The following is an 18549-nucleotide window of genomic DNA, read 5'->3' on the forward strand; positions in this document are numbered from 1 at the left end:
CATGTGGTCTCCCTTTACTTAAAGTTAGGGGTGAACTTCCTTGGAATATGTAATTGAAATGCTAAATATTCGCAAAGAGTTCGGTACGTTCGTTGCGAACGATAATATCACGCTCCAATTGCGTAAAGGAGAAATCCATGCGCTTCTAGGAGAAAACGGGGCCGGGAAGTCGACGCTCATGAACGTGTTATTTGGTCTATATCAGCCTGAAGGTGGAGAGATTCGCGTACACGGGAAGAAAGTTGATATTGAGAATCCGAACATCGCCAATGATCTTGGGATCGGGATGGTCCACCAACACTTTATGTTGGTTGAAAAGTTTACCGTCACGGAGAACATCATCCTTGGACTTGAGCCGAAGAGCGGTGTGACAATCGATCGCGCGTCAGCTCGTCAAAAGGTAATGGATATTTCTGAACAGTACGGACTTAAAATTGATCCAGATGCGAAGATTGAAGATATTTCGGTCGGTATGCAGCAACGAGTAGAAATCTTGAAAACGCTCTATCGTGGAGCGGATATTTTGATTTTCGACGAACCGACGGCAGTGTTGACGCCGCAAGAGATTCAAGAACTTATCCAAATTATGAAACGTTTGATTGCTGAAGGTAAGTCGATCATCTTGATTACGCACAAGCTGAAGGAAATCATGCAAGTGGCGGACCGTTGTACGGTCATTCGTCGTGGTCGCTACATTGGAACGGTTGAAGTGGATGAAACGGTTAATGAAGATAGTCTGGCTGAAATGATGGTCGGGCGTGAAGTCAACTTCGCTGCTGAGTATTCAAAAGCAGAACCGCAACAAGTTGTTCTCGATGTTCAAGGGCTCGTCGTTAAAGACAGCCGTGGATTGAAGGTTGTTGAAGGATTAGACTTACAAATTCGGGCTGGGGAAGTGCTCGGAATTGCTGGAATCGATGGTAACGGTCAAACCGAGTTAATTGAAGCGATTACGGGTCTTAAAAAACCGGAATCAGGAAAAGTTCAGCTCAATGGGAAAGATGTGACTGGTCAAACACCGCGTAAGATGACAGAATCCGGCATCGGACATATTCCGCAAGACCGTCATAAACACGGACTCGTCCTCGACTACTCGATTCGGGACAACATGGTTTTACAAACGTATTACAAAGAACCTTTCTCTAAGCGAGGGCTAATGAATTACAAAGCTGTTGCAGAGAAGGCGAAGGCGTTAATTGAGAAGTTTGACGTCCGAACTCCATCTATCGATGTGCCGGCGCGTGCGCTCTCGGGAGGGAACCAGCAGAAGGCAATCATCGCCCGGGAAGTCGACCGTTCACCAGATTTACTCATCGCTGCACAACCGACACGTGGTCTTGACGTCGGTGCGATTGAATTTATTCATGAACAGCTCATTAAAGAGCGTGAAAAAGGACGCGCCGTCTTGCTCATCTCATTCGAACTTGATGAAATTTTACACGTATCCGACCGTATTGCTGTTCTTTACGAAGGGAAAATCGTGGGGATTCGTGATCCGAAAGAGACGACTGAACAAGAACTTGGCTTCTTGATGGCCGGCGGTCAGAGAGGGGACGAAACAGAATGAAAAAATTAAGTTTAAACCAGCTCCTCATTCCATTCCTATCGATTATTTTAGGTCTTCTCGTCGGTGCCATCGTCATGTTGATCGGTGGTTACGACCCGGTTCAAGGGTTCATCTCATTATTCGAAGGAATGTTTGGTAGTCCGTATGCCATCGGTGAAACGCTGCGAGCGGCTGCACCGCTCATCTTCTCGGGTCTTGCCGTTGCGTTCGCCTTCCGTACAGGGCTTTTCAATATCGGAGTAGAAGGTCAAGTATTGATTGGGTGGGTCGCGGCCGTATATGTAGGAATCAACTTCGATGGTTTGCCGATGTTTATCCACTTGCCGCTCGCGCTTCTCGCAGCAATGATCGCAGCAGCAATTTGGGCTTTCGTACCAGGATTCTTGAAAGCGAAGTTTTACGTCCATGAAGTCATCACGTCCATTATGATGAACTATATCGCACTTTATACGACAAATGCGATTTTGCGTAATGTCATCGGTGTGACGAACGAGCGGACAGAATCAATCAATGAGTCTGCATCTCTCGCATCACCTTGGCTACAAGAGTTGACGACATATTCTCGACTTCACTGGGGTGTTCTCGTCGCTGTCCTTGCAGCAATTGTGTACTACTATATTCTTCAGCGTACGACGCTTGGTTATGAGTTACGTGCAGTTGGGTTCAACAAAAATGCATCTCAATATGCAGGAATGAGCGTAAACAGAAATATCGTCCTGTCGTTCGTCATTTCAGGTATGTTCGCTGGACTTGCTGGAGCTATGGAAGGTCTTGGAACATTCGGAAGTATGACTTTATCGGCATCGTTCACAGGTGTCGGATTTGATGGGATTGCCGTGGCCCTTTTAGGAGCTAATACAGCGATCGGTGTCGTTCTCGCCGCGATTCTCTTTGCAGGATTGAATATTGGTGGTTTGGCGATGCAACTTGGTGCGAACGTACCGTCAGAACTCGTCAAAGTCATCATTGCAGCAATCGTCATCTTTGTGGCATCTGGTTACGCCATCAACTATGTCGTAGAAAAACTAAAAGGAAATCGTAAGAAAGGAGTGGAGAAAAAATGAGCTTCTTAGAAGTCCTCTATATCGTCGTACCGGTTGCACTTGCCTATGCGACTCCACTCATTATCGCAGCACTCGGTGGGATTTTCAGCGAACGCTCTGGTGTCGTCAACATTGCTCTCGAAGGAATTATGATCATCGGTGCCGCGACTGGGATTATCACAACGCTTACTTTAACTGATTTAGGTGCTGGCGTCTTCAGTCCATGGATTGCCTTGCTTGTAGCAATGGTAGTCGGTGCATTATTCTCTCTCTTTTTGGCCGTACCTGCGATTCTGTGGCGCGCGGACCAAACTGTTCTTGGGGTAGCAATCAATATGCTCGCGATCGGTCTTGCCATCTTTGTTGTACGTGTGCTCTACAATAAAGGACAAACTGACTTTATCGAATATCGGATTGCGAAAGAGAACGTACCGTTTTTATCAGATATTCCTGTACTCAAAATGTTCTTCATTAACGTTCAATATACATCATTCGTGGCGATTGCCTTGGCGTTTGTCGTATGGTTCGTCATCTTTAAGACGCCGTTTGGACTTCGCCTTCGCTCAGTCGGTGAGCATCCGATGGCAGCTGATACGATGGGGATCAACGTAACGAAAATGCGCTTCATGGGTGTCATGCTCTCTGGTGCGTTTGGTGGTCTTGCCGGTGCAGTATATGCTGTAACCGTTACGACGAACTTCAGTGGAACGACAATTGTTGGTCAAGGCTTCTTGGCGATTGCCGCAATGATCTTCGGGAAGTGGAATCCACTCGGTGCGCTAGGCGCCGGACTGTTCTTTGGATTTGCGCAGGCGCTCTCGATTATCGGAAGTAATTTGCCGATTATCAATAATGTGCCACAACTTCTCCTGTTGATTGCGCCATATGCGCTCACGATTCTTGCACTCGCTGGTCTTGTCGGGCGTGCGGATGCACCGAAGTCGGTCGGTATCCCATATATTAAAGGGAAACGCTGATTAGAAATAGGACATATGTCCACTATGATAAGGTTGTTTGGTACTTAAGCCAAACAACCTTTTTTGTTATACTTGGCTAGAGCTGTCATGATTATAAGAGAGTGAATCGAAAAGACATGAAAAAAGACATATCAGTCAAATGACCGATACGTCCTTCGTAAATTATTCGAATTTTAGAGCATCGCCGTCGAATGATTCGTCCGCCACTTTGATTGAATCAGTTGGACAACCTTCGAATGCATCCATCATGTCTTCGTGTAATTCATCAGGGATTTCAACAGTACCTGTGTTGTCATCCATCAAGTTGAACGCGAGACCTTCATCATCATAATCGTAAATATCTGGTGCCGCTGCGCCGCAAGCTCCGCATGCGATACATGTATCTTTATCGACGATAGTAAATTTTGCCATGATAATAACCCTCCAAACGGTTTGTTTCTCTTAGAAATCATTCTACTGACTATGAGTAATTGTAGTCTACATACCCAATTATTTCAATGAGGAAACGAGTGTCTTTTTGGTACGATAATGTTTTTTTTAAGGAAGTGACGATTTGGTTCATTTAGCGGATGGGATTTTACTGCTGGCCATTAAACGATTAAATGGAGAACGGAGTGAACGTAGTCTATTTCATGTTCTGAACGGGAAACGTTCGGCCACAACGTTACAAGATGCGTTCTTCTATGAGTTAGAGTCTATTTTTGGACAGTTTCCGCAAGCGACATACTCATATGAGTCCATGTTGAAAGGATTTGAAAAACGGGGGTGGTTGGACCGAAAACAATTCAAATTGACGAAAGCAGGCGAAATGATCTCATCACCTGAGGCTGTTGAGCGTTTATTCAATCGGTTAGGTGGAGAACGACGCGACTATAATGCGACGACGTGGAAAAGGTTGAGTTTATTCGTGCAGACCTTCATGTCTAAAGAGCATGCGCGAACATTTTATCCGGTTCAAGCTGACCGTCCTGCAGAGCAATGGGTAAAACAGTTATTGCAACTCGATCGTGATTGGAAAGCGCTCATGCGGACGTTCCATCTAGAGATTGAAAAAGCGCTTGATCACGTTGGGGATCCGTATGCGACTGCGGTCGTCTACCGGTTTACTGGAGCGTTCGAAACAGGATTGACGTATGAACAAATTGCTAGTTTGCTTGATGTCGATGCCGAAACGGCCCGCCTCTATTTTTTGGCAGGATGGAACGAGTTGCTGAAAGTGTTACCGGAAGATGCGAAAATCCGAGGGTTCACGTATGGGTTATCGACAGACCGGATGACGTATTCTGCGCATGAATCGTATGACCTCTTTCTGAAGGGATACACATTCGATCAAGTTCAGGCAAGGCGTCGATTGCGGACGAGTACGATTGAAGACCATGTGGTGGAGATGGCGATGTATTTAGCTGTCTTCCCGCTCGAACAATTTGTGCCGATGCAGGACATTGTCGCCATCGAAAAATTACGAGGTCCGGTCAGTTGGGCTTTGAAGCCTGTCTTTGAAGAAATGGGTAACGTCAGCTATTTTCAAATACGTCTTGTGTTCGCAAGGCTGAAACGAGGTGAGACATTTGTATGAATCGACATTGAAACGAGTCTTTGGATATGATTCGTTCCGACCTGGTCAACACGACATCATTCAAGCAGTGGTGGAAGGACAGGATGTCTTGGCCGTCATGCCGACCGGTGCGGGAAAATCGTTGACGTTTCAACTCCCCTCCTACATAAAGAATGGAGGTTTGACGGTCATCGTCTCGCCGCTACTCTCTCTGATTGAGGATCAAATGCTTCATATCCGGGAACGTGGTGAGCGTGGCGTAGCCCGATTGACATCTATGGAGTCGATTGAAGAAAAGCAGGACATCATCAATCATTTGAAGCGTTATCGTTTTTTATATCTCTCACCCGAACAATTGGCTGTTCCTTATGTCACGCGTGCGTTGGCGAATGTGAAAATTCAAATGCTTGTAATTGATGAAGCGCATTGTATCTCCCAATGGGGCCATGAATTTAGACCAGAATATGCCCGGTTAGGCGAGTTGCGAAAGCAAATCGGCAGCCCGCAATGTATGGCGGTCACGGCGACGGCTCCTGAGAGCGTAAAGCAGGATATCGTTGAGAAGTTAGCACTCTTCTCACCCGAACAATTCGTTCATTCAGCCAATCGACCCGAGATTCGATTAATGGTCGAGCGACTGGAGAAAGAGAAGAAACTCGAGAGACTGAAGGAATTAGTTCGAGAGATTCCGAAACCGATCGTCGTTTACACGGCAACACGTCGGGAGGCAGAGGCGCTAGCGTTTGAGCTAGAAGACGCATTGTTTTATCACGGTGGAATGTCTACAGAAGACCGACGACTCGTGCAATCTCAATTCTTACGGAACGAGGTGTCGGTCATGGTCTGTACAAGCGCGTTCGGAATGGGGGTCAATAAAGATAACGTTCGTTCGGTCATCCACTTCCAATTACCTGCGACGGTCGAAGCGTATATGCAGGAAATCGGCCGGGCCGGACGCGATGGACAGCCTGCGTTTGCTGTGCTCCTATATGCAGATGGGGACGAGCGAATCCAGCAGTTTTTGATTGACGGTCAATATCCAAAAGACGAGGATGTTCGTTTGGCATATTTTGAGCGTGAGAACGGCACATCTCTAGCGCAGTTACCGCGTTTACTAAAAATGAATGAAGAAGATTCAAAATTCTTGTTGTTAAAGCAGTTGTTGTCCGAACGTTCTCTTCAAGAAGCACTGGATTGGGTAAAAGAAAGAAGGCGCGACCGATACCGTCAGCTTGGACAGATGATGGATTATGCACTCATTCGCACGTGTCGGCGCGATTATTTACTACGCTACTTTTCGGAACCAACGATTGAACAAAACGAATGTTGCGATATATGTGGCGCCATCGTGTTCCCAGACACACCTAAAATCGTTCGGGAAAATGTGACAGAATGGAAAATACGGTTGACGCAAATCTTTTCCTTTGAATAATATCATAGTAAAATGATAAAAAAGGTAAAGGAGGGCATATGTTGCGACATCGGAATCAAGCGGATTCTTTACGCGAGCAGTTGGCGGACACATTGCCGTCTCGATCTGAGAGACAAGAGCACGAACGAAAGAGAAAGTTAAATGATAACTGGATGAAGCGCCCGTTGGCGATGACATTAACTTTCGCCATGTTAGCGATTATTCTCATTTTCATATATATCGGGCGACATGCCATATTTTGAAGTAGGGTGCGAGCAAGGTTCGCACCCTTTTTTAATTGACGAATTATAAAAACACACGATTGCACAATAAAAGGGGTAAACCTTTTAGAATGAGGATATACTAAAATCATAGAACGAGTATGAGAGGAGGGCGGAGATGCCGAAATACTCTATAAAAACGGTCGCGACGTTAACGGGCGTTAATCCTACGACGATTCGCGCTTGGGAGCGTCGCTATCAATTTATTGTACCGAGCAGAACGGAATCTGGTCACCGCCTATATTCAGATCAAGATGTGGAAAAAATTAAATGGGTGGTCGATAAGCAAAAAGAAGGCCTGAGTGTCTCGCAAGCGATTCAACAGCTACATCAAGCGCCGGAAATAGAGCCAGAGCCATCATCTACCAAGTTATATGACGAAGAATTGAAGGATGGACTGCTTCATGCGTTGCTCTCTTTTGATGAGCGGTCAGCGCACGACTTAATCAATCGCGCATTTAATACATTTAGTTTTGAAAAAGTGACAAAGGACATCATTGGACCGCTCCTGATGGATATAGGTTCACGTTGGGAAGAAGGATCGATTACCATCGCCCATGAGCATTTTGCGACGGCATTTTTACGAGCAAGGCTCTCCACTTTGTCTCTTCAAATGCCGATGAATCCATTCCTTCCACGCATTACATGTGTATGTGCGCCCGGTGAAATGCATGAGATTGGTTTGTTGTTCGTTACACTTTACTTACGTCAACATGGATACGATGTCGTCTTTTTGGGAGCAGGGTTCCCGAAAGAAGACTTGAGTAAGGCATTGCATGATATTGATACGACTTGCCTCATTTTTGCATGCACACTGACAGAACATATCCCCGACCTATTAGATGCCATCGATTATATTCAAGAAGAGCATTCTGATTTGAAAATCGGGGCAGGTGGATATGCGGTCAGTCTCGAGCGGGATCGATTCAATGGAGCATTTCTTGGGGACTCACCGGAAGAATGGACCAAATGGTTATCAACTATTTGACACGGGATTAAAACGGGAGTAGCTTATTAGTAGGATTGATTATTCACTGGAGGTTTTCGATTGAGATTTGAAAAACAAACAAAAGAACATCTTCGTGTATATGTGACTGCAAATGAACTCTCGTTACGTGGAATCGCCATCGATACGATTGTAGGAGAAAATGGTCAACAGCTGTGGAAAGAGTTGCTTGAAACAGCAGAGAGTGAGTATGGCTTTTCTCCACAAGGCGCGGTTGATTTAAACGTGACGATGTTTCCTCGTGATGGACTCGTCATCGATGTTCAAAAAGGTGAAGCGATTGCCGAGCTTGATATCGAGCAGGTCGAGATTCGACTGACGATTGACGTGATTCACCACTTGATTTATCAGTTCGAGGACCTTGAAGATGTAATCAACGCTTCGATTCGTCTCTTTCCACATATACATGAAACCGAACAGGGTGGGGCGCTTTATCACTATGAAGGTCGTTATTATCTCCACTTTGTGGAGGTGCTTCCTGCACAAGTGGAAGAAAGGCTTGCTGCCATCTTGTCCGAGTATGGAAAAACGACTACGGTAAGTCCATACGTCATGATGGAGTACGGAAACACAATTCAAACGAAACAAGCCGTGAAAGAGCTGTACGATGCGTTCGCATGAGTACGGCTTTTTTTACTTTTCTGTTCCTATTGTTTTTAAGGTGTCCGTGTTATGATTAGACTTGAATTTTTAGTAGTTAGTTGAAGGAGAGATTGGAATGAAAGTCGCTGTTTTATATGGTGGAGTGTCAGGAGAACGAGAGGTTTCCCTCACAAGCGGACGAGGGATGATTGAAGCACTGAAGGAACGTGGTCACGAGGTCACGGCCATCGACTTTCATCCGGAACGAGCGAACGAGTTGTTGACATTAGATGTCGATGTTGTCGTCAGTGCGTTGCACGGAAAGTATGGAGAGGATGGTCGAGTCCAGTCTTTACTAGAGATGGCGGGTATCCCGTACACAGGATCAGGTGTGTTGGCGTCGGCCCTCGCGATGGACAAGGCGAGAGCGAAGATTATTTTTGCTGCATCTGGCATTCGTGTTGCACGGGATGTTTTGATTGAATCACCAAAGTCTATTGATGCGAAAGTAAGGGAGTGGGGAAATGAGTTCCCATGTGTTGTCAAACCTGCCCAAGAAGGGTCTTCTAACGGATTGACGATCGCGTTTGATGAGGGGATGTTGCGCACTGGGATTGAAAAGGCGTTCGCATGTGATTCAGCGGTTCTCGTAGAACAGTATATCAAAGGAAAAGAATTGACTGTGCCGGTGATCGGGAGCTTTGGGCAAGAAGAAGCGTTACCCGTAATCGAAATCATTCCAAAAAATGAGTTTTATGATTATGAATCGAAGTATACAGAAGGTGGTTCGATTCATGTTTGTCCGGCTGAAATTCCAGTAGAACTAACGGAAGAAGTTCAGCAGGCTGCTAAACTCGCACACCGCGCGCTAGGTTGTTCAGGGTACTCGCGTTCAGATTTTTTGGTCTCTGACATAGGAGAAGCCTATATTTTAGAAACGAACACATTACCTGGTATGACACCGCTTAGCCTGTTCCCGGATAGCGCAAGAACAGTTGGTATCTCTTATGGGGAACTCTTAGATCGTTTCATCGATTTAGCATTAAAACGTGAAACGAAGTAAGGGAACGATTATTCTAGCCTTAAAGAAAACGCTTTCATTATTTTTGTAAAACCCTTTCAAATTGAACGCGTATCGGCTATACTTTTAAACGAATACGAGGTTAATTCTTGGGGGAGAATTGACAATTTAGGGGAGGAAACCTTCATGATAACGGATCAAGAAAAAGGTCATCAAAAACGAAAAAACATCTTGGAATCGACACAAGAGGTGATTCACGAAGCTTTAGATAAACTCGGCTATCCAGATGAGATGTACGAGTTGTTGAAAGAACCGCTTCGCATGCTGACCGTTCGGATCCCAGTTCGCATGGACGATGGCTCGACGAAAATATTTACAGGATATCGTGCCCAACATAACGATGCGGTCGGACCTACAAAAGGAGGCATTCGGTTCCATCCGAGCGTAACTGAAGTAGAGGTCAAAGCATTGTCTGTTTGGATGAGCTTGAAAGCAGGAATTGTCGACTTGCCGTACGGTGGAGGAAAAGGCGGAATTGTCTGCGACCCACGTGAAATGAGCTTCCGTGAGATTGAGCGTTTAAGTCGCGGTTACGTTCGCGCAATCAGCCAATTTGTTGGACCGACGAAAGATATCCCAGCACCAGACGTGTTTACGAACTCACAAATCATGGCTTGGATGATGGATGAGTATAGCCGAATCGATGAGTTCAACTCACCTGGATTTATCACTGGTAAACCACTCGTCCTTGGTGGTTCGCATGGACGTGAGACAGCAACTGCGAAGGGTGTGGCCATCATGATTCGGGAAGCGGCACTCCGTCGTGGCATCGAACTCAAAGGAGCACGCGTCGTCGTTCAAGGGTTTGGGAACGCTGGTAGCTTCCTCTCGAAGTTCATGTACGATGCTGGAGCGAAAGTAATCGCGGTCAGCGACGCTTACGGTGCCATCCATGACGAGAACGGTCTCGATATCCCATATTTGTTAGATCGTCGCGATTCATTCGGTACAATCACGACATTGTTCAAAAATACAATCTCGAATCAAGACATGTTGGAACTTGATTGTGACATTCTCGTACCGGCAGCAATCGAGAACCAAATCACAGAAGAGAATGCGGACGCCATCAAAGCTTCAATCGTTGTCGAAGCAGCGAATGGTCCAACGACAAACGAAGCGACGAAAATTTTGACAGAGCGTGGGATTCTTCTTGTGCCGGATGTCTTGGCATCAAGTGGTGGTGTCACGGTTTCTTACTTCGAATGGGTACAAAACAATCAAGGTTATTATTGGACGGAAGAAGAAGTTGAAGAAAAACTTGAAAAAGTGCTCGTCCATTCGTTTAATACAGTCTACAATACATCTTCAGCCCGTAAAGTCGATATGCGTCTGGCTGCCTATATGGTCGGTGTACGGAAGATGGCGGAAGCGTCACGTTTTCGCGGTTGGGTCTAATCAAAAAAAGTTCGGTCAACTCAAGTTGACCGAACTTTTTTATCTATACTTTGCGGTTTATCGACGTAGGCGCGGGAGTTAAACTTGGATTCGATTCGCAATTGTAGCTGCGATCGCCTTGCCGTGGAATCGACCATTTTCGATAAAAATCTTGTTCGCATCGTTCCCAGCTGCCACAACACCAGCGATGAACAAGTGTTCGACGTTCGTTTCAAACGTCTCTTCGTCGTATGTCGGGACCCCACTCTCTTCATCGATGATAATCCCTGAGCTTTCGAATAAATGATGGTCTGGTTGATAACCGGTCATTGCGAGAACGTAATCCGCATCAACATGTTTTTCTTCGCCAGATTGATGATAATAGACACCGTCCTCAGTGATTCGATCAATCGTCGCGCCAAATTCCATTCGGACTTTCTCATGACGGACGAGCGAATCAAAGTTTGGGAGGACCCATGGCTTGACGGAAGGACTATACGAGTCGCCTCGATAGAGCACTGTGACATATGCCCCGGCTTTTTCGAGCTCAATCGCAGCATCGACAGCGGAGTTCTTCCCGCCGATAATCGTAACGTGTTGACGGTAATAGGGATGTGCCTCGTTGAAATAATGATGGACGTGTGGCAACGATTCACCTGGTACATCGAGCATACGTGGACGTCCGTAATACCCTGTGGCTAAAATCACATAGTCCGCTTCACGAACTGTGACGCCGCGTCGGTCATGTCTTGAAGTCACGACGAAGCGGTCATTGGTTTTTTCGACAGATTCAACCGTTTCAAACGGGTGAACGTTTAGTCCGGTGCGCGTGACGACTTCCCGATAATAGACGAGTGCGTCTTGTCTTCGTGGTTTTAAGTCTTTACATATAAACGGGATGTCTCCGATTTCTAACAGGGTTGCAGATGAGAAGAACGTCTGATGTGTCGGATATCGATAGATTGCATCGACGATATTTCCCCGTTCTATCACACTACAAGAAACCCCGATCTTCTCTAACTCGATGGCCGCCGAAAGACCGCATGGTCCAGCGCCGACAATAATCGCTTGTTTATTCACTGAAAATCACCTCTTTGCTCATTGTAGGGAAGGAGACGCTTGTGCGCAAGGTTATTGTTGGAAACTGAAACTGTGTTCCATGACTGACTGTGAGGAACCGGACTCGAGTTCCACGAGCAGCCGGAGTCGGGCTTTTTGTGAATTTAATCCGTTTGAGAATATGAGGCCCATTTCTTTCAATTGTTTGCCGCCACCATCATATCCATATACATCTTGCACGATGCCATTGAAGCAACGACTAACAATCACGACTGGAATTTCCTCGACCAAATGTTCGAGTGCTGACAGAAGAGACGGTGGGACGTTCCCTTGGCCTAACACTTCGAGGACGAGTCCGTCGTATCCGAGAGTGATCACAGATTCGAGTAAATCAGGTTCCATCCCGGCAACAACTTTCAAGACCGCGACGCGTTTTGTGATGGATGGAATCATTTTCGGCTGTCTAGTCATCGGTTGACTATAGATGAGTACGTGGTCCTTTGTGACCATACCCACATTTCCGAAGTGGACGGATTTGAACGTATCGACCGAAGAAGTGTGGGTTTTTGTGACGTTGAAAGCCGAGTGGATTTCGCCGTTAAATACGACGAGTACCCCTTTTCCACGGGAGGCTTCACTTTTTGCGACACGAAGGGCAGTAATTAAATTGAATTCTCCATCCGAACCGACTTCATTCGAGGAACGCATCGCACCCGTCAAGACGATTGGGACTGGTGCGCCGAGCGTGATCTGCAGAAAGTAAGCAGTCTCTTCAAGCGTATCGGTACCGTGTGTGACCACAACCCCATCATACGTATCTTGCGTCAATTCTCGTTGAATAAAATGCGCCAACTCAAGCATTTTTTCTGGTGTCATGTGTGGTGACGGGATATTCGAAAAATGTTTCGTTGTAATATGAGCGATATCTGTCGCTTTCGGAAGTGTGGCATCAATCGGATTGACGTCGCTTGGTTCTACGTGACCAGTGCCAGATTGAGACATGGCGATCGTACCGCCGGTGTGGATGAGTAATAAATGATTCATAGATGTCCTCCTAATTATTTTTATGAAGATTTCCATTTTCTAGGCGTTCTATACTTTTTCTTTCAAGCAATTCAGTGTATGCTAAAGAAAGAAAGGGGAGATGTATGATGATCGCAATCGCTTTGTCTGCGGTTGCACCTGGGCTCGCCCTTCTATCCTACTTCTATCTTCGCCATGAACTAGAAGCAGAACCGCTCGGATATGTGATTCGTTCTTTCGTGGCCGGGGCCGTTCTCGTGTTTCCGATCATGTTTATCCAATATGCGTTCGTTGAAGAAGGAGTGCTTACTGGACCGTTTTGGCAGGCGTATATCACTACTGCCTTACTTGAAGAGTTTTTTAAATGGTTTATGATTTATTATACAATATATATACATAAAGTCTTTGATGATTACTACGACGGGATTCTCTATGCGGTCGCCTGCTCATTAGGCTTTGCGACATTGGAGAATTTTTTATACTTATGGGTGTATGATTCATTAGAAATCGCGATTTGGCGAGCCGTTCTGCCGGTAAGTGGACATGCTTTGTTCGCAGTCGTGATGGGTTATTGTTTAGGACGGGCAAAGCACTCGACACGTGAACGTCTGTGGCTATTCATGGCGGTCCTTTCCGCAACAGTCATTCACGGAACGTTCGATTTGATTTTGATTCTTGAACCGAACCACAAACTGCCTGCCGTGCTCTATATCGTCATTTTATGGATGGTGGCACTTTTGCTCGTACGAGCTGCCAATCTGTCCAATCGTCGTCAATTTAAATAAAGGGGAAGAATAAGTATGTTAAAAGAAGGTCAAGAGTTGAGAATTGAAGTGGAAGGGCGCGCTGAGGGGAAAACGAAGATTGCCGCCATTACTGATCAAGTCGTATGGATTGAATCACCGAGCGACATGACGACGTTAAAAACGTTTTTTTTACATGAAGAGGAACAGCTGCGAGTCTATTTCTTTCAAGGAGAAAATCAATTGTATGCATTCGATACAAAAGTCGTGAAACGAATCAGCGATGCACAGATGACACTTCGCTACGCTTTCCATCTTCCCGACGAGAAAAAAATCAAACGGATCCAGCGTCGTGAATACTTACGAGTCCCTGAAATGATTGACGTGAAAGTGCTCGCGGTCGACGGAGATAGTTTTGAATCGTTCGAAACGACATCCCTCGATGTCTCTGCCGGCGGAATGAAGATTATTGCGAATCGCGCTCCTATAGAAGTTGATGAGTCCCTCATCGTTGTTTTCCGAATTGAGGACGAAATCGGTTCAGATCAGCTCTTCCGTGTAAAGAGCCGCCTTGTGCGGATACATAAGCAAGAAGTGAAGCAGGAACTTTCCTTAGCCTTTGAAGATTTGACATCACGTGACCAGGAAACGATTTTACGATACTGTTTCCGCATTCAGCTTGAAGCACGAAAACGGACAGGGTCTGTATTTTCTTCACGATAAAAAACTGTTATGATGTTCTCGGGATTATTGACCGAGAGGAGGAGGGTATCGGGATCACTCGATACCCGTTTTGTATGAAAAAATCATTACAAATTGCTTTAGACGGACCGGCGGGTGCCGGAAAAAGTACAATCGCCAAGTCATTGGCGAAACAATTGGGATATGTCTATATCGATACAGGTGCCATCTATCGGGCAGTCACGTTTCGTGCGCTGAGCGAAGGGATTGCGCTCGAAGATGGACCTGCACTTGCTCGGATGATTGAGAAGATGACGCTTCGACTCGTCCCGTCCGAAGAAGGACAGCGTGTATTCGATGGAGAGGAGGAAGTGACGAACGTCATTCGCTCAAGTGAAGTGACGAATAACGTAAGTTTTGTCGCACGCCAACCGGAAGTGCGAGATGCCTTGATGGACCTTCAACGTGATTTGGCTAAAGAAGGCGGTGTCGTCATGGACGGCCGCGATATCGGGACGCATGTTCTCCCGAATGCCGATTTGAAAGTTTTCATGACGGCATCGGTCGAAGAGCGAGCTCGTCGCCGTCACGAAGAAAACCTGTCAAAAGGGATTGCGAGTGATTACGAACTATTGAAACAAGAAATAGCGCTTCGTGATAAACGGGATTCAGAACGTGAAGTCGCTCCTCTCCGCCAAGCTGACGATGCACACTTCCTTGACACGACGACGTTGGCGATTGATGGCGTTGTTCAAGCAATCGAACGATTAATTGAAGAGGTGAAAGCATGAGTAAACCATTAAACAATGGACCGTTCGGCATGTATCGGCTGGCAACAGCCGTCGTGAACGTCATACAACGGGCATTATTCCGAGTCGAATTTATCGGACGAGAGAATGTCCCTATGGACGGGTCGATTCTCGTCTGCTCGAATCACCAATCGAATTGGGATCCCGTGCTTCTCGCGTGCGCCATTCCAAAGCAGCGTCCGCTCCGATTTTTTGCCAAGAAGGAACTTTTTAGTGTTCCGGTATTGAAGCATATTTTGAAGCGGGCAGGTCAGATTCCGGTGTCACGTGGGGAAGGTGACCGTCAAGCGCTTCGTGTCGTGCTTCAAAAGTTGAAAGAGGATGAAGTCATCTCTATCTTTCCGGAAGGAACGCGATCAAAAGACGGTACGCTCGGGAAGGCACAAGCGGGTGTCGGATTCTTTGCGATGCGTTCGGAGGCGCACATCTTACCGATTGCCATCATTGGGAAATACAAGTTTCGTGCGAAACTCCGCGTCATCATCGGAAAGCCGATTGACTTGTCAGAACTGAAAGCACGTAAGGCAAGTGCGCAAGAAGCGTCCGATTTGATCATGAATACGATTGCTGACCTCTATTTAAAGCATTCACTCACGAAGTGAGGGAAGGATTACGGAATTGAGGTTTAAACTTCTTTCAATAGAGGTACAATCTTCATAACGCCTTGACAAATTCTCGGAATTATAAGAGATTTATACTAGGTGTAAGCGCCTTATGGCGCTCCTTTTTGTACTCATCGTGAGGGGGTAGTGTTGGAATGGTCGAAGAAATGAAAGATATGCCTGATTTTGAAATTAATCGTGGTCAGATTGTGACCGGGACAGTCGTCAAAATCGAGGATAAGCAAGCGCTGATCGATATCGGTTATAAAACCGAAGCGATTTTGCCAATTAGCGAAGTATCAAGCATGCATCTAGACGATTTAAACGAATCACTCCAAGTGAACGACGAGATTCGTGTCAAAGTAAAAAAAGTCACGGACGAAGAAGTGGTCGTTTCGAAAAAGGACGTCGATGCCGAAGCAGCTTGGGATCGAATCGTCGAAAAATTCGAATCGGGTGAAGTGTTTGAAGTGATGGTAAAAGATAAGGTCAAAGGTGGCCTTGTTGTCGATATCGGAATTCGTGGGTTTATCCCTGCATCCCTTGTCGAAAGTCACTTCGTTGAAGACTTCTCGTCATACTTGAACAACCCAATTACCGTAAAAGTCGTCGAGATTGACCGCGAAAAAAATCGCGTCATCTTGTCACATAAAGCAGTTGTCGAAGCAGAAATGAGCGCGAAGAAATCGGAAACGCTCGAATCGCTTGAAGTTGGTCAAGTAATCGAAGGAACGGTTCAACGATTGACAGATTTCGGTGCGTTCGTCGATATCGGTGGCGTGGACGGTCTCGTTCACATCTCGGAAATGGCTCATAGCCGTGTCGAGAAGCCGAGCGATGTCGTAACAGAAGGCGATCGTGTCAAAGTGAAAGTTCTCGGACTCGATTTAGATAATGAAAAAGTGAAACTTTCGATTAAAGAAACGCAACCAGGCCCGTGGGAAACCATCGAAGGGAAAATCCAACCAGGGGACGTGATTGAAGGAACGGTCAAACGTCTCGTAACGTTCGGTGCGTTCGTCGAAGTCGCGCCGCAAGTGGAAGGACTCCTTCATATCTCACAAATTGCGAATCGTCACATCGCAACGCCATCTGAAGTATTGTCAGAAGGCCAGGAAGTGAAAGTGAAAGTGTTGGACGTTCATCTTGACGATAAGAAAATCTCATTGTCGATGCGTGCACTCGAATCATCTGAACCGACTCGTCAAGATGATGACCAAGCGTTGCTCGATGAATATAGCGACCAAGGAGGATTCTCTGTTTCTGAATTGACAGGGGATGACTCTTCGGACGACTCAAAATAAGATGATCGTTCAAGCGGGAGTCATACTCCCGCTTCTTTTTGTATGGTCACTTAATTTTGCCTGTGATATGATAGGTAAGTTGCGTTTCGAAATGATGAAATGATGAAATTTTGATAGAAAGTTAGTGAGGTGTTGTTATGGGAATTCCAGCAGTGGCCATCGTTGGCCGACCGAATATCGGGAAATCCACAATTTTTAACCGCATCATCGGAGATCGTGTCTCGATCGTTGATGATAAGCCGGGCGTCACACGTGACCGTATTTACGGTACAGGAGAGTGGCTAAATCGTAAGTTCCATTTAATCGATACAGGTGGTATCGAAATAGGGGATGAGCCGTTGCTCGTTCAAATGCGTCATCAAGCAGAACTTGCAATCGATGAAGCAGATGTTATCATCTTTATGGTGAATGGTCGTGAAGGAATCACAGCAGCCGATGAAGAAGTGGCGAACTTGTTGTTCCGCTCGAACAAACCGATTGTTCTTGCCGTGAACAAAGTGGACAACTTTGAAATGCGAGATCTTATGTATGAGTTCTATTCACTTGGATTCGGGGACCCGTTCCCGATTTCTGGGACACACGGTCTTGGTCTTGGAGATTTACTCGACCAAGTATTTGAACTCGCTCCAGAAAAAGACGACTATGAATATAACGATGATGTCATTCAGTTTTCGTTGATTGGTCGTCCGAACGTCGGGAAGTCTAGTTTGACAAACTCGATTCTTGGTGAAGATCGTGTCATCGTCTCAAATATTGCCGGTACGACACGCGACGCAATCGACACGCCATTCACACGTGATGGACAAGAGTATGTCATCATCGATACGGCGGGTATGCGTAAACGCGGGAAAGTATACGAATCGACAGAGCGTTACAGTGTTATGCGTGCGCAGAAAGCAATTGAGCGCTCGAACGTTGTCCTCGTCGTCCTCGACGGTGAAGAAGGCATCATTGAACAGGACAAACGCGTTGCAGGTCTCGCGCATGAAGCTGGGAAAGCGATTGTCATCGTCGTCAACAAATGGGATGCCGTCGAAAAAGATGACAAGACGATGAAGAAGATGGAAGAAAAGATTCGTCAAGAATTCTTGTTCCTTGATTATGCACCGATCGTCTTCTTATCAGCGCTCACGTCGAAACGCTTACAGACATTGTTGCCTGTCATCAAACAAGTGGCAGAAACACATCGTCGTCGTATCTCGACGAGCGTGTTGAACGATGTCATCGTCGACGCGGTCGCGATGAACCCGACACCGACGGATAAAGGACAGCGATTGAAGATTAACTATGCGACTCAAGTTGCTATCGAACCACCGACATTCGTCTTGTTCGTCAACGACCCTGAATTGTTACATTTCTCTTATAAACGTTATTTAGATAATCAAATTCGTAAAGCATTTGACTTCACCGGGACACCGATTCATATCGTGGCTCGTCAGAAAAACTAATAA

General features: G+C 46.1%; 19 protein-coding genes. 16 read left to right on the forward strand and 3 right to left on the reverse strand.

Translation table 11 applies throughout. The annotated features are described in order from the left end of the window. Nucleotides 1-40 precede the first annotated feature (40 nt). From KNO95_RS02745 to KNO95_RS02755, 3 genes are read left to right on the forward strand one after another with little or no spacing between them, the layout of a single operon-like run. Nucleotides 41-1567: an ABC transporter ATP-binding protein gene (locus KNO95_RS02745; RefSeq protein ID WP_026826196.1), complete on the forward strand. Its 1527-nt coding sequence runs from the start codon at nucleotides 41-43 to the stop codon at nucleotides 1565-1567. Next, nucleotides 1564-2631 carry an ABC transporter permease gene (locus tag KNO95_RS02750; protein WP_026826195.1) on the forward strand — a complete coding sequence of 356 codons (1068 nt, stop codon included), beginning with the start codon at nucleotides 1564-1566 and terminating at the stop codon, nucleotides 2629-2631. Before KNO95_RS02745 ends, KNO95_RS02750 begins: the two co-directional genes overlap by 4 nt. Then, nucleotides 2628-3587, forward strand: coding sequence for an ABC transporter permease (locus KNO95_RS02755; RefSeq protein WP_026826194.1), 960 nt, complete (start codon nucleotides 2628-2630; stop codon nucleotides 3585-3587). The genes KNO95_RS02750 and KNO95_RS02755 overlap by 4 nt, the downstream gene beginning before the upstream one ends. A 162-nt stretch (nucleotides 3588-3749) precedes the next feature. On the opposite strand, the gene KNO95_RS02760 is transcribed toward KNO95_RS02755, so the two are convergent. Then, nucleotides 3750-3998, reverse strand: coding sequence for a ferredoxin (locus tag KNO95_RS02760; RefSeq protein ID WP_026826193.1), 249 nt, complete (start codon nucleotides 3996-3998; stop codon nucleotides 3750-3752). 142 nt (nucleotides 3999-4140) lie between these two features. On the opposite strand from KNO95_RS02760, the gene KNO95_RS02765 reads away from it, so the two are divergent. The 7 genes from KNO95_RS02765 (at nucleotide 4141) to KNO95_RS02795 (ending at nucleotide 10898) form a co-directional block, all read left to right on the forward strand. Next, nucleotides 4141-5163: a YpbB family protein gene (locus KNO95_RS02765; RefSeq protein ID WP_214878239.1), complete on the forward strand. Its 1023-nt coding sequence runs from the start codon at nucleotides 4141-4143 to the stop codon at nucleotides 5161-5163. Continuing rightward, nucleotides 5147-6574 carry a RecQ family ATP-dependent DNA helicase gene (locus tag KNO95_RS02770; RefSeq protein WP_353048111.1) on the forward strand — a complete coding sequence of 476 codons (1428 nt, stop codon included), beginning with the start codon at nucleotides 5147-5149 and terminating at the stop codon, nucleotides 6572-6574. The genes KNO95_RS02765 and KNO95_RS02770 overlap by 17 nt, the downstream gene beginning before the upstream one ends. Before the next feature lie 38 nt (nucleotides 6575-6612). Continuing rightward, the gene (locus KNO95_RS02775) at nucleotides 6613-6816 is read left to right on the forward strand and encodes a hypothetical protein (protein WP_251125011.1); all 204 of its coding nucleotides are present in this window, start codon (nucleotides 6613-6615) and stop codon (nucleotides 6814-6816) included. A 136-nt stretch (nucleotides 6817-6952) separates the two neighbouring features. Then, complete coding sequence (locus KNO95_RS02780) at nucleotides 6953-7822, forward strand: MerR family transcriptional regulator (protein ID WP_026826189.1); 870 nt, start codon at nucleotides 6953-6955, stop codon at nucleotides 7820-7822. A gap of 60 nt (nucleotides 7823-7882) precedes the next feature. After that, nucleotides 7883-8461 (forward strand): adaptor protein MecA, encoded by a 579-nt coding sequence (locus KNO95_RS02785; protein WP_026826188.1) that lies wholly within the window; start codon nucleotides 7883-7885, stop codon nucleotides 8459-8461. Nucleotides 8462-8558: 97 nt separating this feature from the next. Then, a complete protein-coding gene (locus KNO95_RS02790) occupies nucleotides 8559-9485 on the forward strand; it encodes a D-alanine--D-alanine ligase (protein WP_214702224.1) in 927 nt (308 codons plus the stop codon). 144 nt (nucleotides 9486-9629) lie between these two features. Then, entirely contained in the window at nucleotides 9630-10898 is a 1269-nt protein-coding gene (locus KNO95_RS02795; protein ID WP_026826186.1) for a Glu/Leu/Phe/Val family dehydrogenase, read from the forward strand. A gap of 78 nt (nucleotides 10899-10976) precedes the next feature. On the opposite strand, the gene KNO95_RS02800 is transcribed toward KNO95_RS02795, so the two are convergent. Continuing rightward, nucleotides 10977-11957 carry a YpdA family putative bacillithiol disulfide reductase gene (locus KNO95_RS02800; RefSeq protein WP_026826185.1) on the reverse strand — a complete coding sequence of 327 codons (981 nt, stop codon included), beginning with the start codon at nucleotides 11955-11957 and terminating at the stop codon, nucleotides 10977-10979. Nucleotides 11958-12008: 51 nt separating this feature from the next. Then, nucleotides 12009-12980 (reverse strand): asparaginase, encoded by a 972-nt coding sequence (locus KNO95_RS02805; protein ID WP_214702223.1) that lies wholly within the window; start codon nucleotides 12978-12980, stop codon nucleotides 12009-12011. 107 nt (nucleotides 12981-13087) lie between these two features. Between KNO95_RS02805 and prsW the strand changes: the two genes are divergently transcribed. The 6 genes from prsW to der all read left to right on the forward strand — a co-directional run bounded on the left by prsW (nucleotide 13088) and on the right by der (nucleotide 18546). Next, complete coding sequence (gene prsW / locus KNO95_RS02810; RefSeq protein WP_026826183.1) at nucleotides 13088-13744, forward strand: glutamic-type intramembrane protease PrsW; 657 nt, start codon at nucleotides 13088-13090, stop codon at nucleotides 13742-13744. A 15-nt stretch (nucleotides 13745-13759) separates the two neighbouring features. Further along, nucleotides 13760-14425, forward strand: a complete 666-nt coding sequence (locus KNO95_RS02815) for a flagellar brake protein (protein WP_214878241.1) — start codon at nucleotides 13760-13762, stop codon at nucleotides 14423-14425. 74 nt (nucleotides 14426-14499) lie between these two features. Then, a complete protein-coding gene (gene cmk / locus KNO95_RS02820) occupies nucleotides 14500-15174 on the forward strand; it encodes a (d)CMP kinase (protein WP_214878242.1) in 675 nt (224 codons plus the stop codon). Then, nucleotides 15171-15794 carry a lysophospholipid acyltransferase family protein gene (locus KNO95_RS02825; RefSeq protein WP_251125012.1) on the forward strand — a complete coding sequence of 208 codons (624 nt, stop codon included), beginning with the start codon at nucleotides 15171-15173 and terminating at the stop codon, nucleotides 15792-15794. Before cmk ends, KNO95_RS02825 begins: the two co-directional genes overlap by 4 nt. 155 nt (nucleotides 15795-15949) lie before the next feature. Then, entirely contained in the window at nucleotides 15950-17098 is a 1149-nt protein-coding gene (gene rpsA / locus KNO95_RS02830) for a 30S ribosomal protein S1 (RefSeq protein ID WP_026826179.1), read from the forward strand. Nucleotides 17099-17235: 137 nt separating this feature from the next. Next, nucleotides 17236-18546 carry a ribosome biogenesis GTPase Der gene (gene der, locus KNO95_RS02835; RefSeq protein WP_214698268.1) on the forward strand — a complete coding sequence of 437 codons (1311 nt, stop codon included), beginning with the start codon at nucleotides 17236-17238 and terminating at the stop codon, nucleotides 18544-18546. Nucleotides 18547-18549: the final 3 nt, after the last annotated feature.

The organism is Exiguobacterium sp. ERU653 (assembly GCF_018617775.1).
GTDB lineage: Bacteria > Bacillota > Bacilli > Exiguobacteriales > Exiguobacteriaceae > Exiguobacterium > Exiguobacterium marinum.

Excerpts from the sequence above, each read along its gene's own strand:
- KNO95_RS02825 (WP_251125012.1), top strand. The coding sequence starts at position 15,171 with ATGAGTAAACCATTAAACAATGGACCGTTCGGCATGTATCGGCTGGCA.
- KNO95_RS02755 (WP_026826194.1), top strand. The coding sequence starts at position 2,628 with ATGAGCTTCTTAGAAGTCCTCTATATCGTCGTACCGGTTGCACTTGCC.
- KNO95_RS02775 (WP_251125011.1), top strand. The coding sequence starts at position 6,613 with ATGTTGCGACATCGGAATCAAGCGGATTCTTTACGCGAGCAGTTGGCG.
- prsW (WP_026826183.1), top strand. The coding sequence starts at position 13,088 with ATGATCGCAATCGCTTTGTCTGCGGTTGCACCTGGGCTCGCCCTTCTA.
- KNO95_RS02750 (WP_026826195.1), top strand. The coding sequence starts at position 1,564 with ATGAAAAAATTAAGTTTAAACCAGCTCCTCATTCCATTCCTATCGATT.
- cmk (WP_214878242.1), top strand. The coding sequence starts at position 14,500 with ATGAAAAAATCATTACAAATTGCTTTAGACGGACCGGCGGGTGCCGGA.
- KNO95_RS02760 (WP_026826193.1), bottom strand. The coding sequence starts at position 3,998 with ATGGCAAAATTTACTATCGTCGATAAAGATACATGTATCGCATGCGGA.
- KNO95_RS02805 (WP_214702223.1), bottom strand. The coding sequence starts at position 12,980 with ATGAATCATTTATTACTCATCCACACCGGCGGTACGATCGCCATGTCT.
- KNO95_RS02815 (WP_214878241.1), top strand. The coding sequence starts at position 13,760 with ATGTTAAAAGAAGGTCAAGAGTTGAGAATTGAAGTGGAAGGGCGCGCT.
- der (WP_214698268.1), top strand. The coding sequence starts at position 17,236 with ATGGGAATTCCAGCAGTGGCCATCGTTGGCCGACCGAATATCGGGAAA.
- KNO95_RS02780 (WP_026826189.1), top strand. The coding sequence starts at position 6,953 with ATGCCGAAATACTCTATAAAAACGGTCGCGACGTTAACGGGCGTTAAT.
- KNO95_RS02790 (WP_214702224.1), top strand. The coding sequence starts at position 8,559 with ATGAAAGTCGCTGTTTTATATGGTGGAGTGTCAGGAGAACGAGAGGTT.
- rpsA (WP_026826179.1), top strand. The coding sequence starts at position 15,950 with ATGGTCGAAGAAATGAAAGATATGCCTGATTTTGAAATTAATCGTGGT.
- KNO95_RS02795 (WP_026826186.1), top strand. The coding sequence starts at position 9,630 with ATGATAACGGATCAAGAAAAAGGTCATCAAAAACGAAAAAACATCTTG.